Raw genomic sequence first — 15,703 nt, 5'->3', positions numbered from 1 at the left:
CGAACGTCGGTGCAGACGCAACGTCAAGGCCGCGACGGTAGACTCCCGGGGTATGGGCCGTTGGATCATTCTCGCTATTGTCGTCGCCGTCGCGCTGACGGTGTACGCGATCGTTGACTGCGCGATGTCTGACGCCAACCGCACGCGAATCTTCCGCAAGCCCGTCTGGCTCGTGGTCGTGCTGCTGCTTCCGGTCATCGGCCCGCTGCTGTGGATCTTCATGGGTAAGGGGCCCGTGCCGAGCGAGGCGAGCGCGCCCGATAACGACACCGACTACCTGCGCAGCATCGGCAACGACCGCGAACACGACGCCCGCATCGCCGAGCTCGAAGAAGAGATGCGCAAGCTCGACGACGAGATCGCGCAGGCCCGCCGCACGAGCATGGACCAGCACCCCTCGAACCACACTGGCGCCGTGCCGACGCTCGATGCGACCTCGCCCGACGTCGACCCCGACGCGACCGACCTTGGAGCGGGCGATCTCGGCGAGCCGAATCTCGATGACACCAAGGGCAAGGGCCCCGACCAGGATTCCGAAGGCACGCGCTCGTGAGCGCGGCACTCGCGGCGGCCAGCGAACTCCTCGTTGCTGCGGTGAACGTTGGCGTGCGCGACATCGTCGTCTGCCCGGGCTCGCGCTCGCAGGCGCTCGCGCTCGTCGCCGCCGAACTCGAGCGGGTGCGAGCGATTCGGCTGCACGTGCGGGTGGATGAGCGTAGCGCGGCCTTCTTCGGGCTCGGCCTCGCGCGCGAGTCGGGCCGCCCGGTGCCCGTCATCACGACGTCGGGCACGGCGGTCGCGAACCTCCACCCCGCGATGCTCGAGGCGCACCACGCGGGTGTGCCGCTCATCGCGCTCACGGCCGATCGGCCGCGCGAGCTCATCGGCACCGGCGCGAACCAGACGACGGTGCAGAGCGGCATCTTCGGCCCGCTCATCAACACGACGACCCTCGCGGCACCCGAGGGCGGCGAACTCGACCTCGCGCTCGCGGCGGGTGCCGGCAAGGAGCTCGCGACGGCGCGCTCGGCCTGGCACCTCAACGTCGCCTACCGCGAGCCGCTCTCTGGCCCCGTGCCCGATCTTTCCGACCGCGTCGAGCCGATCGTCGACGAGGTTCCCGAGGAACTCGTCGCGGCCGAGGCGCTCTGGCCCGGCGCCGACGGCGACCGCCGGCTCGACGGCCACGGCGTGAGCCCCGAGCTCGCCGCCCAGATCGAGGCAACCCTGCAGCAGGCGCCGCCGCCGCGACAGCGCGCCTCGGCGCACGAGGGCGAGGCGCACCTCGACACCGAGCGCCTCGACCCGGCCGACTGGCCCCTCGGCATCGTCATCGCTGGCGACGGCGCCGGCCCCGCGGCCGAAAGGGTCGCCCGCCAGGGCGGCTGGCCGCTCATCGCCGAGGTCTCGAGCGGCGCGCGCTTCGGCCGCAACGTCGTCGTCGCCTACCGTGAGCTGCTCGGCGCCGAGAGCCCCGTGCCGGGCCTGCGCGACGGGCTCGAGCTCGCGATCGTCTTCGGGCATCCCACCCTGAGCCGCGAGGTGAACGCGCTGCTGAAGCGTCCCGGCCTGCGCGTGATCGTGGTCGACCGCCTCGGCGTGCCACAGTTCAAGCCCACCCCGACGGCCGAACACGTCGACGGCGTGAAGGTGCTCGCGTTCGGGTCGACCCGACTCGGCGCGAGCGACGAGATGTTCCAGCTGCGTCGCGAGGCCGACCGCATGCTGAACGGTTGGCTCGACGCGTCGCGCGCCATCGTCGCCGAGCGGGGCTCCGACGCGGCCGCCCCCGACGTCGAGGCGTCGCGCAGCCGCGACTTCCGCGAGCGGGCGCGCTTCGGCCAACAAGAGCTCGCGGTATCGCGCGAGCCGGTGACGCGGCCGATGCTCGTCGACGCGGTCTGGCGTCACACGTGGCCGCACGACCGGCTCGTCGTCGCCGCATCCCGCCTCATTCGCGACCTCGACGCCCGCGCCCCCGGTAAGCGCCTGCGGGTGCACGCGAACCGCGGCCTCGCCGGCATCGACGGCACGATCGCGACCGCGCTCGGCGTCGCCGACGCGAGCCAGCACGGCGACGACCTCACGGCCCGCGCGGGCCTCACCCGGGTGCTGCTCGGCGACCTCGCGTTTGCGCACGACGCCTCTTCGCTGCTCGTCATGCAGGGTGGGGAGGATGCGCCGCGGCTGCAGATCATCGTCGGCAACGACCACGGCGGCACGATCTTCGACGGGCTCGAGGTCGCCGCGACCGCCGACCCGGGCGCGTTCGACCGCGTCATGCGCACGGGCCGCGAACTGAACATCGAGGCGCTCGCCGACGCGTACGGCTGGGGCTACCGGCGCGCCGCGACCCGGTCGCAGCTCGAGGAGGCGCTCACCGACCAGACGTCGCCGCGCATGATCATCGAGGTGCCGCTCGACGCCGAGTAGGCGTGTACGACGTAGGCGCGTACGGCGGCCGCCAGGCGGGCGTGGGTAGGCTCTCGCCATGGCTGACATCACCGATTACATCGATCTCGAAGATGCCCTCACGGCGCGCGTCACCGACGACAGCTTCGCGCTGACCGACCTCGCCCCGAACGACACCCCGGGCTTCACCGCCGAAAAGAACGAGAAGAAGATCGGCGAGGAGCTCCTCACCGTGCGCGACAAAGAGCTCGCCGACCTGCAGGAGCGCATGTACGCGAAGGCGCGGGTCGACGACCCCGAGGCGCCGAGCGTGCTCTTCGTGCTGCAGGGCATGGATACGGCGGGCAAGGGCGGCATTATTCGGCACGTGTTCGGGTCGGTCGACCCGCAGGGCCTGCAGCTCGCGTCGTTCAAGCGCCCGACCGACGAAGAACTCGCGCACGACTTCCTCTGGCGCATCCGCAAGCGCGTGCCCGACCCCGGCTTCATCGGGGTGTTCGACCGCTCGCACTACGAGGACGTGCTCGTGCAGCGCGTTCGTGAGCTTGCGCCAGCCGATGAGATCGAGCGTCGCTACGGCGCGATCGTCGACTTCGAGCGGGAGCTCGTCGAGAACGGCACCCGCGTCGTGAAGGTGTTCCTGCACATCTCGAAGGACGAGCAGGAGGAACGGCTGCGCGAGCGCATCGAGCGCGACGACAAACACTGGAAGTACAACACCGGCGACATCGACGAGCGCGAGCTCTGGGACGACTATCAGCGCGCCTACGAGATCGCGATTCAGCGCACTGCAACCCCCGAGGCGCCCTGGTGGGTCGTGCCCGCCGACCGCAAGTGGTTCTCGCGGCTGTTCGTGAAGGGCCTGCTGCTCAACACGCTGCGCGGCCTCGACCTCGAGTGGCCGAAGGCCGACTTCGACCCCGAGACCGAGCTTGAGCGCCTGAAGAACAGCTAACTCCCGGTCAGCGCCTCGACGATCGGCCGCAGCTTCGGCAGTGTCTCGGCAAACTCCTCGTCGGGGTCGCTCGAGGCGACGATCCCGCCGCCCGCGAACGCGGTGACGCGGCCGTCGCCGAACTCGGCGCCGCGCAGCGCGACGACCCATTCGCCGTCGCCCGCAGCCGAGAGCCAGCCCGCGGGGCCGGCGTACCGCATCCGGTCGAAGGGCTCGAGGCGTTCGATGAGCTCGAGTGCTTCGGCGCGCGGGGTACCGCCGACCGCGGCGGTCGGGTGCAGCGCCGCGACGAGGTCGAGCACGCTCGCGTCGCGCGGCAGCGTGCCCCGCAGATCGCTCGCGAGGTGCCACACGTTCGGCAGCTCGAGCAGAAACGGTTCGGGGGAGGCGGTGAGGCCCGCCTCGGGCTCGTCGTGGCGGTCGAGCGAGCCGAGCGAGCGCAACGCCGACTCGATCGCGTACCGGTGCTCTTCGCGGTTCTTGCTCGACGCGGCGAGCGCTTCGGCGGCCGCCCGGTCGGCGTCGGGGTCTGCCGAGCGCGGGGTCGTGCCGGCGAGCACGCGCGCCGTGACGGCGCCGTCGATCACCCGCACGAGCATCTCGGGGCTCGCGCCGAGCAGGCCGTCGACCGCGTAGGTCCAAGTCTCGGGATACGCGCGCGTGAGCCGGTCGAGCACGGCGCGCAGGTCGGTGGCCGGGTCGAGGTCGCCGACGAGGTCGCGCGAGACGACGACCTTCGAGAGCTCGCCCGCCTCGATGCGCGCGACCGCCTCGGCGACCGCGGCGCGGTGGCGCTCGCGCGTCATCTCGCCCTCGCGGAACTCGACGGGGGAGACCTCGCCGATCGGCGCCAGCACGGGCAGCTGTGCCGTACCAGTGTCGCCGAGCGCCTCATCGTTGAGATCGTCATCGTGCGCGAGCGTCACCCGCGTCACGAACGACACGTCGCCGCGCCGGCCGATGACGAGCTCGGGAACCCGCAACACACTCTCGGCGGCGCTCGACGCCGCGAACGCGAACGCGCCGAACGCGACGAGTCCGGTGCCCGGCACCTGCACGTCGTCGGACACCTCCGCGGCGTCGACGAGCGCGGCCCACGCGTCGCGCGCATCCGCCACCCGCCGCTCGCCCGAGAACGACTGACGCCACACCTCGCCGCGGCCGACGAGGCCGTCGCCGCGCCGCAGCCAGGCCGAAAGCTCCCGGCGCTGCGCCGGGCCGGGGTTCGCCGCGAGCCGCAGCAGCGCGCCCGGGTCGGCGATGCGCCGCGTGCGCACGCGCAGCCGAGGAGCAGTCATCACCCCAGAAGGGTATCGCGCGGCCGTGCCCGTCGTTGACCGGGCCACGCTCCTGACCTGGTCTCGCTCCTGGCCCGGCCTCGCTCTTGGCCGTGCCCCGCTCCTGGCGGTGACCTAGACTGTTCGGGTGACTCAACCCGACCTCGCGAAGCGACCCGACGACGTCTCGTCGATGTTCGACCGCGTCTCCCGCGGGTACGACCTGACGAACGACGTGCTCTCGCTCGGCGTCACCCCGTACTGGCGCATGCGCACGCGGCGCGCGATCGACCCGCAACCCGGCACGCGCATCCTCGATGTGGCTTGCGGTACGGGCACCGTCACGCGAATTCTCGCCGACGAGGGCGCCGAGGTGACGGGCCTCGACTTCTCGCACGGCATGATCGGCGAGGCGATCGAGCGCCACGGCGACCACCCGAACATCACGTTCCAGCAGGGCGACGCGACGCAGCTGCCCTTCGACGACAACACGTTCGACGTCACGACCGTGAGCTTCGGCATTCGCAACGTGCAGGAGCCGAAGCGCGCGCTCGCCGAAATGCTCCGCGTGACGAAACCGGGCGGCCGCATCGTCGTCTGCGAGTTCTCGCACCCCACGAACGGGCTCGTCGGCTGGGGCTACGACACGTACATGAACGTCGCGATGCCCACCGTCGTGCGCCTCGTGTCGAGCGACCCCGAGGCCTACCGCTACCTGTTCAAGTCGATTCAGGCATGGCCCGACCAGCGCACGTTCGCCGGCTGGCTGCGCGAGGTCGGCTACACCGACGTGGCGCACCGCAACCTCACGTACGGCATCGTCGCGCTGCACCGCGGAACCAAACCCCTCGGCTAACCCGCCGCATCCACTCGCTAGCTCCAGGAGACTACGTGACCGCCTCGACTTCGGCGCGCCGCCCCGCACACGGCGCGATCGGCGCTGGGTTCGCGAAGCAGCTGTTCGGCAAGCCCGCCGAACGCAAGCTCAAGGCGACCCTCGACGAGGGTCTCGAGCGCGTCGAGGGCGTGCTGCGCGAGCAGGTGCGCTACGCCGACCAGGTCGCCGAGACCACCACGACCTACCTCATGAGCGCGGGCGGCAAGCGCCTTCGCCCCATGCTCGTGCTGCTCGCGGCGCAGCTCGGCGACGAGCCCGTCAGCCAGCAGCTTGACGAGGCGGCCGCCGCCGTCGAGATCACCCACCTCGCGTCGCTCTACCACGACGACGTCATGGACGAGGCGACCCTGCGCCGCGGCGTCACCGCCGCGCACCTGCGCTGGAGCAACTCGACCGCGATTCTCGCCGGCGACCTGCTGTTCGCCCGCGCGTCGCAGATCTTCTCGCACCTTGGCGCCGAGGCGATTCGCCTGCAGGCAACCGTGTTCGAGCGGCTCGTGCTCGGGCAGATGCACGAGACGATCGGGCCCGCCGAGGGCGCCGACCGCATCGAGCACTACCTGCGCGTGCTCGCCGACAAGACCGGTTCGCTCATCGGCGCCGCGAGCGAGTACGGCGTGCTGCTGTCGGGCGCGCCCCTCGAGTTCCGCTCCGCGATGCGCGACTACGGCGAGGCCGTCGGTGTTGCGTTCCAGATCGTCGACGACGTCATCGACCTCTCGCCCGCCGCCGAGACGACCGGCAAGCGCGCCGGTACCGACCTCCGCGCCGGCGTCGAGACGCTCCCGGTGCTGCTGCTCGAACGCCGCGCCGCGGCGGGGGATGCGGCGGCCGCCGACCTGCTCGAGCGCATCCGCACCCGCGTGTTCGGCAGCGAGCCCGGCAGCGCCGACCAGAGCCTCGCGCGGCCCGGCGCCGTCACGACCGACGCGGCCGAGGTCGACGCGATCATCGCCGAACTGCGCGACCACGACGTCACCCGCGAGACCGTCGAGTCGGCTCACGAGTACGTGCGCCGCGCGACCGACGCGCTCGAGGTGTTGCCCTCGGGTGTCGTCAAGGAAGCGCTGCGAGAGTTCGCACAGCGTCTCGTCGACCGAGAGTTTTAGCGGCGACCGCCGCGTCCCCACTTCAGAAGGAGAGTTCATGTCGCGACTTCGCGTAGCCGTCATCGGCGCAGGCCCCGCAGGTATTTATGCCTCGGACATCCTCACGAAAGAAGCCGAAGGCGCCTATGAAGTCTCGATCGACCTCTTCGAGCGCCTCCCCGCGCCCTACGGGCTCGTGCGGTATGGCGTTGCGCCCGACCACCCCCGCATCAAGGGCGTCGTGAACGCGCTGCGCGACGTGCTCGACTCGGGCCGCATTCGCGTGTTCGGCAACGTGAACTTCGGCACCGACCTCACGCTAGACGACCTGCGCGAGCGCTACCACCTCGTCATCTTCGCGACCGGCGCGTTCTACGACGCCGACCTCGACATCCCCGGCATTGACGCCGAGGGCTCGTTCGGTGCCGCCGACTTCGTGAACTGGTACGACGGCTACCCCGAGGCACCCCGCGAGTGGCCGCTCGACGCGAGCTCGGTCGCGGTGATCGGCAACGGCAACGTCGCGCTCGACGTCGCGCGCGTGCTCGCGAAGCACGCCGACGACATGCTGCCGACCGAGATCCCCGCGAACGTCTACGAGGGGTTGAAGGGCACGCAGGTTACCGACGTCCACGTCTTCGGCCGTCGCGGCCCGCTGCAGGTGAAGTTCACGCCCCTCGAGCTGCGGGAGCTCGGCGAGGTGCCGGGCGTCGACATCGTCGTCGCCGAAGAGGACTTCGACCGCGACCCCGAAGCCGACGAGGCCGCAAAGAAGAACAAGCAGATTCTCGTGATCAGCCGCATCCTCGGCAAGTGGCGCGACGCGCAGGTCACGAACGAGGCGCCCCGGCGCATCCACCTGCACTTCTACGCGCGCCCCGACGAGGTCGTCACCGAGAACGGCCGTGTTTCGGCGCTGCGCGTCGTGCGCACCGAGCCGACCGCTGACGGCGGCGTGCGCGACACCGACGAAACCCGCGACATCCCCGTCGGCCAGGTGTACCGCGCCGTCGGCTACTTCGGCTCGCCCCTCGACGACGTGCCCTTCGACGAGCAGCGCGGCGTCGTGCCGAACGACGCCGGCGCCGTCATCGACGGCAACCACGAGCGCGTGCCGGGCCTCTTCGCGACCGGCTGGATCAAGCGCGGCCCCGTCGGCCTCATCGGCGCGACTAAGTCGGATGCGCGCGAGACGGTCGAGCAGATTCTCGGCGACCCCTCGGGCTGGTGGCAGCCCACCGTGCTCGACGACGACGAGATCGTCGCGCTGCTCGAGGAGCGCCAGGTGCGCTTCACGAACCTCGACGGCTGGCACCGACTCGACGCGCACGAGCAGTCGCTCGGCGAGCCCGAGGGGCGCGAGCGCGTGAAGGTCGTCTGCCGCGACGACATGCTCCGCATCTCGCGCGACGAGGCGTAGCTCCGCTACTGCACGACTGAGGTGAGGCGGGCGACGTTGTCGGCCGCCTCGCGGTACCAGGGGCGCTGCCGCCACTCTTCGAGCGTGAGCTCCTTCGACGACGCGCGGTACGACTCCTCGACCTCGTGCATCCGTGCCGCGAATGCGCGCCCGTAGATGAGCAGCATGAGCTCGGCGTTGAGGGTGAACGAGCGCATGTCGAGGTTGCTCGACCCGACGAACGACACCTCGTCGTCGACCGTCATGTGCTTCGCGTGCAGGATGTACGGCTCGTTGTAGCGGTGGATGCGCACCCCAGCGCGCAGCAGCTGGTCGTAGAACGACTGCTGGGCGTGCTGAATGAAGAACTGATCACCCTTCGCCGACACGTAGAGCTCGACCTCGACGCCGCGCTGCGCCGCGGTCGTGATCGCGTAGAGCATCGAGTCGTCGGGCGCGAAGTACGGGGTGGCGATGACGACGCGCTTGCGCGCGAGGTAGAGCAGCTGCACGAAGATGCGGAGGTTGTTCTCGTTCTCATAGCCGGGGCCTGACGGCACGAGCTGGCAGTCGTACGCGCCCTCGTTGTCGCCGTGAAGCCGGTCGCGCGCGAGGTCGTCGATGAAGTCCTGCTGCGTCGGGTCGACAGCGTCTTCGAGCAGGTCGTTTGTGATGAGGTACCAGTCGTTGCGGAACACCGAGTCGAGCGCGATCGCCATCGGGCCCTGCACGCGCAGCATGACGTCTTGCCAGAGCTTCTTCTCGCCCGGCTTGCCGCGCTTGTGATAGTCGCGGGCGATGACGTTCTGCGAGCCGACCCAGCCGATTCGCCCGTCGATGACGAGCAGCTTGCGGTGGTTGCGCAGGTCGAACCGCTGCCAGCCGCCCTTCCAGGGCAGCACGGGGTAGAGGTGGTGGTAGTCGACGCCGATCTCCCGCAGGCGGGAGCGCAGCTTGCGGTAGCCGCTGTAGCGCACGGTGCCGATTTGGTCGAAGAGCACGCGCACCGTCACGCCGCGGTCGCGGGCCCGCTCGATAGCGTCGAAGAACGGCTCGGTGACGTCGTCGTAGCCCATCGTGTAGAAGAGCACGTGCACGTACTGTTCGGCGCGGTCGATTTCGTGCGCGAGTTCGCGGATCGTCGCGTCGTACTCGGTGTGAATCTGGATGCGGTTGCCGGGCAGGTGCGGAATCGCGGTGAGTTCGCGGGCGAGGCGGGCGACCTGCCGAAACCGGTTCGGCATCGTGGTCGTGACGCGGTCGTCGAAGCCCTGCGTCGTATCCCGAATCAGGTCGTCGAACTCGGCCTGCTTACGGCGCTGGGAGCGGGGCAGGTGGTTGCTGCCGAACATCGCGAACAGCAGCAGCCCGACGTAGGGGATGAGCGTGACGGTGAGCAGCCAGGCGACGGCGGTCGTCGGGCGGCGGTTCTTGCCGACCGTGAACAGCATGATCAGGACGATCGCGAAGTTCGTGATGCCCACGAGGGTGATCCACCACGTGCTGTCGCCGAAGCCCCAATAGCCCAGGGGGCCGAGCCAGATGCCGCCGCTGTCGGCCGCCTCGGTCGTGATCATGCGAGCGGTGTCCCGCGCGCTAGCGCAGGTTGACGAACTGCAGGTCGAGGTCGACGTCGGCGCCGCGGAGCAGTTGCATCGTCGCCTGCAGGTCGTCGCGGCTCTTCGAGCTCACGCGCAGCTCGTCGCCCTGAATCTGCGACTTCACCGACTTCGGTGCCTCGTCGCGAATGAGCTTCGACAGCTTCTTCGCGTTGGCCTGGTCGATGCCCTCCTTGAGGGTCGCTTCGAGGCGGTACTCCTTGCCCGAAAGGAAGGGTTCGCCGGTGTCGAGCGACTTCAGCGAGATGCCGCGCTTGATTAGCTTCGACTGCAGCACGTCGAGCACCGCGAGCACGCGATCTTCGCTGACCGCCTTCATGAGGAACTTCGTATCGGTGAGGTCGATCGACGCGCCCGCGTCACGGAAGTCATACCGCTGCGAGATCTCCTTGCTCGCCTGGTTGACCGCGTTCGCGGCCTCCATGTGATCGACCTTGCTCACAACATCAAAGGAGGAATCAGCCATGCTGCCATCGTACGTTGCCGCGAGTGTGCGGGTTGTGGTGCGGGGCCTATCGTTAGGTGCAGTTCTGCGATCGATTCCGAAGGTGGTTGGATGCACGAGGTGCTGGTGGCGTTCGCGCTGACGTTGGGTGCGGGCCTCGCCACGTCGATCGGCGGTGTCCTCGGGGTATTCGGCAAGGCTGGCAGCACGAAGACGCTGTCGCTCGGGCTCGGCTTTTCGGCGGGCGTGATGATCTACGTCTCCTTGTTCGAGATTCTGCCGAAAGGTCGCGACGCACTGGCCGGGGTGCACGGCGAAGTGCCCGGCAACTGGCTCATGGTGCTTGGCTTCTTCAGCGGCATCGCGGCGATCGCGATCATCGACCACCTCGTGCCCTCAGCGGTGAACCCGCACGAGCCGGGCACGATCGGCGACAAGCATCGCAAGCACGCGCTCATGCGCACCGGCCTTATGACCGCGGTGGCCCTGGGGATCCACAATTTCCCCGAGGGGTTCGCGACGTTCATGGCGGGCTTGCAGTCGCCCGAGATTGCGATTTCGGTCGCGGTGGCGATCGCCCTGCACAACATCCCCGAGGGCCTCGCGGTCGCCGTGCCGGTGTACCAGGCGACGGGTTCGCGAGCCAAGGCGCTCACCTGGTCGTCGGTGTCGGGCCTGGCCGAGCCGGCCGGCGCGCTCATCGGCTACCTGGTGCTGTTCCCCTTTATGTCGGACACGCTGCTCGGTCTCGTCTTCGCGGCCATCGCCGGCATCATGGTGTTTATCTCGCTCGACGAGTTGTTGCCGAGCGCGGAGGAGTACGGCGAGCACCACCTCGCGATCTACGGCGTGATCGCCGGCATGGCGGTCATGGCCGTCAGTCTCGTCTTACTGTTGTAGCCGCCCTGCCGAGCATCCCTCGGGATATGTAGGCGGTGTCACGCTCCCGGTGCTCGCGTCGGGGCCGGTGAGTTCGTAGCGTGGAGGCACCGTTTCCTCCTCGAAAGTGAGTTCCCCCGTGTCGGTAGCCAGCTTCTTGACCTTCACCGAGCGCCCGGCGACGCTCGATGCCGATGCGATCGTGGAGCGACTCTGTGCCCAGTGGAACTTTTCGCGCGACGCCGTGGTGTTCCCGCCTGCCGAACAGCTGCAGGATTTCGACGTGCGGTTCTTGCTCGGCACCTACCTGGTCGGGCTGCGCGCCCACGAAGTCGAAGGTGGACTGCAGCTTTCCGAGGCAGACCTCATGGCGCGACCGTTCTGGCCGCAGGATGCGCCGATTCCGCAGGCCGAACACATCATCACGGTAGTCGTACAGAACCTGCAGCCCGACCCAGAGGAGTCGGAGCGCGACCAGCAGCAGGGGCAGGTGACGCTGCTCGGCATGGTCACGTCGACGCTGGTAGAACTGCACCCTGAAACGGCGTTCGTCGGTATCAACGGCGGCAACAGTCTGATTCACCCGAGCTGGCTCTCCCGGCTGAGCGAGAACCCGGGCAAGTGGTCGTTTGAACTCGCCGTGCAGATCATCCTGGGCGAGGGGGAGGCCGGCATCGATGGCTTCACGCGCGGCATGTATCTCTACGCGCTCCCCGAGATCGAGCTGCGCGGCGGCCGGTTTGATGCGCGCACGACCTCGGCAGTCGTGTTCAACATTGGTATGTGGCTGCTGCAGCACGGCGCCGAGCTCGAGGCCGGGCAGCTGGTGCCGCTCGCGCTCAATGATGCCCCGCCGGTGCGCGTTGCCGAGCTGTCGAGCACTGACGACGGCAAGCGCAAGCTGAAGCTGCGGGTCGAGGCGGTGCCGGCCAGTGATGCGGCCGCGGCCGCTGCATCCGCACCTGCTGCATCCGCACCTGCCGCATCCGACCCCGGCGCCGATCAGCCCAGCGACACCAATGACGCGAACGACCCCGGCATTGTCGCGATGGTGATGCGTCGCACGTCGGCGTCGCCGATTTCGGTGGATGCGCTGATCGGCCAGCTCGAGCGTGACTGGCCCGAGCTCGAGGGGCAGGTCAAGACGTTGAGCGATGAGGACGGCACGATTCTGCTGCAGGTGGGCAACCGCATGGTTGCGCTCGCGAACACCGCGTCGCCCCAGAATCTGCCGCTTGGGGAACTCGTCGAAGCGAGCCACCTTTGGCAGCCCAATCTCGCTGTGCCGCACGACGTCGACCAACAGATCTATGTCGCCGCGATTCGCTCGGGGGAGTCGGAACCGAGCGAGCGGCAGGCTATGGTCGCGCACTCGGTGCTCGTGACGCGTGTCGTCGCATCACTGCTCGGCGTCGACTCCGACTGCCGCGCGGTGCTGGTGCGCTCAGCCGGCCACGTCATCGCACCGTACGTGTTCCGCGACTATGCAAAGCGCATCCTTCCCGAGCCACCGACCCTGCTGTGGGTGTCGTTGAACATCGAGGGCGATGACGCTGACGGATCCGGTGCGTTCGGCTTCACCGGCGGCCTGGATGCGTTCGGTCACCGCGAGATTGAAGTGCAGCCGGGTTCGGGCATGCCCGCCACCACTGTTCGCGACGTACTCGTGAACACGGCGTCGTACGTGGTCGCCTCGGGAACCGATCTCGAGTCGGGCGACACCCTCGGCGACGAGCACAATGCCAAGCTGGTAGCGCAGGTGACGGCGTCATCGTTCGGTGAGGGCGATGAAGTTACGGCGTTGACGACGCCGTAGTCGCGTCGGGAGGTGCCCGGTTTGGGTGCCCGGCCACACGAAAACAGCCCCTAGCTTACTGAGATTTCAGCTTGCTAGGGGCTGTGTTCCGCATGGTGGTGCGGAATGTGGCTAGTGAGGGATTCGAACCCCCGAAGGCTGAGCCGTCTGATTTACAGTCAGATCCCTTTGGCCGCTCGGGCAACTAGCCGGGTTGTGCGCGTGAGCGTACCGGACGAGTTTACACACAATCGCGGCTTCCGCGCACGCCGTTCTGACTGCTACGTTCGCGACGTGACCGATTCGAGCATCCGCGCGCAGCTTCCCGAACTTCTCGCCCTTGCCACCGAGGTCGCCACTGAGGCGGCCGCGCTCGTTGAGCGCCGACGCCGCGACGGCATCTCGGTCGCCGACACGAAGTCGTCGAGCGTCGACGTCGTGACCGAGGTCGACCGTGAGAGCGAGCGGTTCATTCGCGCCCGCCTCGCCGAGGCACGACCCGACGACGGATTCTTCGGCGAAGAGACGGGCGCGGCCGAATCGCGCTCGGGCCTCACGTGGGTCGTCGACCCGATCGACGGCACGGTCAACTATCTCTACGGACTACAGAACTACTCGGTGTCGATCGCAGGGGTGCTCGGCGACCCGGGCGTCGAGCCGACGGAGTTCGAGATCCTGGTCGGCGCGGTCGTGAGCCCGGAGCTTGGCGACACGTTCACGGCGATCGCGGGCGGCGGCGCCTGGCTCAACGGCGAGCCGCTCGTGCTGGGTGCTGGCCCGGCCGACCTCGAGCGCACGCTCGTCGCCACCGGCTTCTCGTACCGCGCCGAGCGCCGCGTCATGCAGGCCCGCACGTTCGAGCGCGTGATCGGCGAGGTGCGTGACCTGCGTCGCCTCGGCGTCGCGTCGCTCGACCTCTGCAATGTTGCCGCCGGCCGCGTCGACGCGTACTACGAGTTCGGCATCAATCCGTGGGACTTCGCTGGCGGCGCCCTCGTTGCGCGCGAGGCTGGCGCCGAGGTGACCGGCCTGCGCGCCGACGAACGCGAGGGGCGTCGCGGGCTGGTGGCGGCGCATCCCGCCGTTGCCGCGCAGCTGCGGGAACTGCTCGCTGAGGCGACAGATCCCGGGCTGCTCGCGTAGCGGGGCGGCTGCTCTCGGGCACGGATGCGCGGGACACGCCCACGTGTCGGGCTTGGTTCACGGCGCATCTGGGGCTAGGCTAGACCCTGGTTTTGGGCGCGATCTCGCGCGTGGAGTCCTCGATCGTTATCTTCAGATCACACTCCAAGACCCGCCCTGATCAGGGACTTTTACCAAATCGTGACTTTCCCTTGTCCTTTTCGTGACTTTATCGTTATGCTTGGCTGGTCCGATTCGCTCGGAACCGATTTCCCCCACTTGGAGCAGCTACGCAATGACCGACGCCCTCGACTCGAAGCCGTCAGCCCCCGCGCTGACGCGACGAGAGCTTCGCGAGCGTGAGCGTGCTGCCGAGCGTGCCGCACTGTTGGCGCAGCGCGCCGCGGCCGAAGCTCCCGCTGTTGAGGCTGAGGCTCCCGAGGTCGTCGCCGAGGTCGAGAAGCCCGCTGAAGCGCAGCCGCTGACCCGCCGCGAGATTCGCGAGCGTGAGCGCGCCGCAGCTCGCGAGGCACAGCTCGCCGCCGCAACGCAGAAGGCCGCCGAGGTCGCCGCGAAGCCGGCACCCGTGCTCGTTGCCGTCACCGACGCACCCGCGCCGACGGTTGCTGCCGCGCCTGTTGCCGTTGAAGCAGACACGGTCGAGATCGTCGAGGCCGAGTCGGCCGACGAGCACGTCACCAACTTCGAGCCCGAGGTCGTCGAGACGCTCAACCCGTCGACCGGGCTCATCACCATCGCGCCGGTTATCTCGCTTGAAGAGGTGCGCACCTCGCGCGCCGAGTTCAACGACAACCCGGTGCCCGCGGCTCCCGCCGACGAGCCGGAGATTCCCGCCGCCTTCCTGCGCGTATCCGACGACGCGAACGCGACGGTGCTGCCGTTCCGCACTCGCGTCAGCGGCGCGGGCCGCCTTGGCGGTTCGATGGTCGCGCTGAGCTTCCTCGCCGGCACGGTCGTGCTCGGCACGGGTTCGGCCGCCGCGATCGGCGCGCTCAACTCGCAGGGCGACGAGTCGGCGCAGGCCGCCGACACGAGCGCTGCAGAGGCTGACGTTGCCGCGCAGACCCTCTCGGTCGACGCGCAGGCGCACGAGCACAGCACGACTCGCGTTGAGGATGCGACGGCGGTTACCTCGATCGGCACCGCCGCGGCCGCGAACCTCGCGAACGGCGTGAAGCTGCCCGACAGCTCGACCTACACGAACGACATCACGGCGAACGTGCAGTGGCCCTTCCCGATGGGCGTGCAGCTCACCGACGGTTACGGCCCGCGCAACGGCCCCGCTGGTACCTCCGCGTTCCACGGTGGCCAGGACCTCACGCCCGGCGAGGGCACCCCGATCGGTTCGATCGCGGATGGTGTGGTCAAGCGCGTTGATGACACCGGTTCGTCGTCGCTCGGCTACTTCATCGAGGTCGAGCACGTCATTGAGGGCCAGCACGTCACGTCGCTCTACGCGCACCTTGACCCGTCGACCATCGTGGTCGAAGAGGGCCAGGAAGTGCAGGTCGGTGACGAGCTCGCTGGCGTCGGCAACACCGGTATCTCGACCGGCCCGCACCTGCACCTCGAGGTGCACGTGAACGGTCAGTACGTGAACCCCGTGACGTTCCTCGAGAAGGTCAACGTCGAGGGCGTGAAGACCGAGATGCCGACCGAGCTCACCGCGAACGTCGGCCTCGGCGCCGACGAGAAGCTCGACGACGCCGCCAGCACGGCGCTCATTGACGAGCTCTTCGTGAGCAAGATCGACGCCGAGTAAGCGTCGAAACAGACTGAAAATTGAATAGCCG

The 15,703-nt window shown here is 68.9% G+C and carries 13 protein-coding genes and 1 tRNA gene; 10 read left to right on the top strand and 4 right to left on the bottom strand.

What is annotated here, in order from left to right:
* The first annotated feature begins 52 nt into the window (after positions 1-52).
* From G328_RS15750 to G328_RS0105120, 3 genes are read left to right on the top strand one after another with little or no spacing between them, the layout of a single operon-like run.
* On the top strand, positions 53-553 hold the full coding sequence (locus G328_RS15750) for a PLDc N-terminal domain-containing protein (protein ID WP_019618273.1): 501 nt from the start codon (positions 53-55) through the stop codon (positions 551-553).
* Positions 550-2,433: a 2-succinyl-5-enolpyruvyl-6-hydroxy-3-cyclohexene-1-carboxylic-acid synthase gene (gene menD / locus G328_RS14315; RefSeq protein ID WP_019618272.1), complete on the top strand. Its 1,884-nt coding sequence runs from the start codon at positions 550-552 to the stop codon at positions 2,431-2,433. The genes G328_RS15750 and menD overlap by 4 nt, the downstream gene beginning before the upstream one ends.
* 58 nt (positions 2,434-2,491) lie before the next feature.
* Positions 2,492-3,367 carry a PPK2 family polyphosphate kinase gene (locus G328_RS0105120; RefSeq protein WP_019618271.1) on the top strand — a complete coding sequence of 292 codons (876 nt, stop codon included), beginning with the start codon at positions 2,492-2,494 and terminating at the stop codon, positions 3,365-3,367.
* On the opposite strand, the gene G328_RS0105115 is transcribed toward G328_RS0105120, so the two are convergent.
* Positions 3,364-4,665, bottom strand: a complete 1,302-nt coding sequence (locus G328_RS0105115; protein ID WP_026339664.1) for an isochorismate synthase — start codon at positions 4,663-4,665, stop codon at positions 3,364-3,366. The genes G328_RS0105120 and G328_RS0105115 overlap by 4 nt on opposite strands.
* Positions 4,666-4,792: 127 nt before the next feature.
* On the opposite strand from G328_RS0105115, the gene G328_RS0105110 reads away from it, so the two are divergent.
* Genes G328_RS0105110 through G328_RS0105100 form a run of 3 tightly spaced genes read left to right on the top strand, consistent with a single transcriptional unit; the run spans position 4,793 to position 8,050 of the window.
* Entirely contained in the window at positions 4,793-5,500 is a 708-nt protein-coding gene (locus tag G328_RS0105110) for a class I SAM-dependent methyltransferase (RefSeq protein ID WP_019618269.1), read from the top strand.
* Positions 5,501-5,535: 35 nt separating this feature from the next.
* Positions 5,536-6,651, top strand: coding sequence for a polyprenyl synthetase family protein (locus G328_RS0105105; protein WP_019618268.1), 1,116 nt, complete (start codon positions 5,536-5,538; stop codon positions 6,649-6,651).
* 37 nt (positions 6,652-6,688) lie between these two features.
* Entirely contained in the window at positions 6,689-8,050 is a 1,362-nt protein-coding gene (locus G328_RS0105100; protein ID WP_019618267.1) for an FAD-dependent oxidoreductase, read from the top strand.
* Positions 8,051-8,055: 5 nt separating this feature from the next.
* Here the strand turns inward: G328_RS0105100 and cls are convergent, their stop codons facing one another.
* Positions 8,056-9,606: a cardiolipin synthase gene (cls, locus tag G328_RS0105095; protein ID WP_019618266.1), complete on the bottom strand. Its 1,551-nt coding sequence runs from the start codon at positions 9,604-9,606 to the stop codon at positions 8,056-8,058.
* Positions 9,607-9,625: 19 nt separating this feature from the next.
* On the bottom strand, positions 9,626-10,114 hold the full coding sequence (locus G328_RS0105090; RefSeq protein ID WP_026339662.1) for a YajQ family cyclic di-GMP-binding protein: 489 nt from the start codon (positions 10,112-10,114) through the stop codon (positions 9,626-9,628).
* A gap of 90 nt (positions 10,115-10,204) precedes the next feature.
* Between G328_RS0105090 and zupT the strand changes: the two genes are divergently transcribed.
* Both zupT and G328_RS0105080 read left to right on the top strand, forming a co-directional pair.
* Positions 10,205-10,993, top strand: a complete 789-nt coding sequence (zupT, locus tag G328_RS0105085; protein ID WP_019618264.1) for a zinc transporter ZupT — start codon at positions 10,205-10,207, stop codon at positions 10,991-10,993.
* A 118-nt stretch (positions 10,994-11,111) separates the two neighbouring features.
* A complete protein-coding gene (locus G328_RS0105080) occupies positions 11,112-12,788 on the top strand; it encodes a DUF4261 domain-containing protein (protein ID WP_154651521.1) in 1,677 nt (558 codons plus the stop codon).
* Between the two features lie 108 nt (positions 12,789-12,896).
* On the opposite strand, the gene G328_RS0105075 is transcribed toward G328_RS0105080, so the two are convergent.
* Positions 12,897-12,978 (bottom strand) — tRNA-Tyr (locus tag G328_RS0105075).
* An 83-nt stretch (positions 12,979-13,061) separates the two neighbouring features.
* On the opposite strand from G328_RS0105075, the gene G328_RS0105070 reads away from it, so the two are divergent.
* Positions 13,062-13,910: an inositol monophosphatase family protein gene (locus tag G328_RS0105070; RefSeq protein ID WP_235619845.1), complete on the top strand. Its 849-nt coding sequence runs from the start codon at positions 13,062-13,064 to the stop codon at positions 13,908-13,910.
* Between the two features lie 274 nt (positions 13,911-14,184).
* Complete coding sequence (locus tag G328_RS15745) at positions 14,185-15,672, top strand: M23 family metallopeptidase (protein ID WP_019618261.1); 1,488 nt, start codon at positions 14,185-14,187, stop codon at positions 15,670-15,672.
* Positions 15,673-15,703 lie beyond the last annotated feature (31 nt).

The sequence above is a fragment of the [Zimmermannella] faecalis ATCC 13722 genome, from assembly GCF_000381765.1.
GTDB lineage: Bacteria > Actinomycetota > Actinomycetes > Actinomycetales > Microbacteriaceae > Gulosibacter > Gulosibacter faecalis.
This window is presented reverse-complemented; position numbering and strand designations above follow the sequence as displayed.

What these genes read in the sequence shown, in the direction of transcription:
- G328_RS15750 (WP_019618273.1), top strand. Translation starts at nt 53, where the DNA reads ATGGGCCGTTGGATCATTCTCGCTATTGTCGTCGCCGTCGCGCTGACG.
- G328_RS0105120 (WP_019618271.1), top strand. Translation starts at nt 2,492, where the DNA reads ATGGCTGACATCACCGATTACATCGATCTCGAAGATGCCCTCACGGCG.
- G328_RS0105115 (WP_026339664.1), bottom strand. Translation starts at nt 4,665, where the DNA reads ATGACTGCTCCTCGGCTGCGCGTGCGCACGCGGCGCATCGCCGACCCG.
- G328_RS0105100 (WP_019618267.1), top strand. Translation starts at nt 6,689, where the DNA reads ATGTCGCGACTTCGCGTAGCCGTCATCGGCGCAGGCCCCGCAGGTATT.
- cls (WP_019618266.1), bottom strand. Translation starts at nt 9,606, where the DNA reads ATGATCACGACCGAGGCGGCCGACAGCGGCGGCATCTGGCTCGGCCCC.
- G328_RS0105090 (WP_026339662.1), bottom strand. Translation starts at nt 10,114, where the DNA reads ATGGCTGATTCCTCCTTTGATGTTGTGAGCAAGGTCGATCACATGGAG.
- zupT (WP_019618264.1), top strand. Translation starts at nt 10,205, where the DNA reads ATGCACGAGGTGCTGGTGGCGTTCGCGCTGACGTTGGGTGCGGGCCTC.
- G328_RS15745 (WP_019618261.1), top strand. Translation starts at nt 14,185, where the DNA reads ATGACCGACGCCCTCGACTCGAAGCCGTCAGCCCCCGCGCTGACGCGA.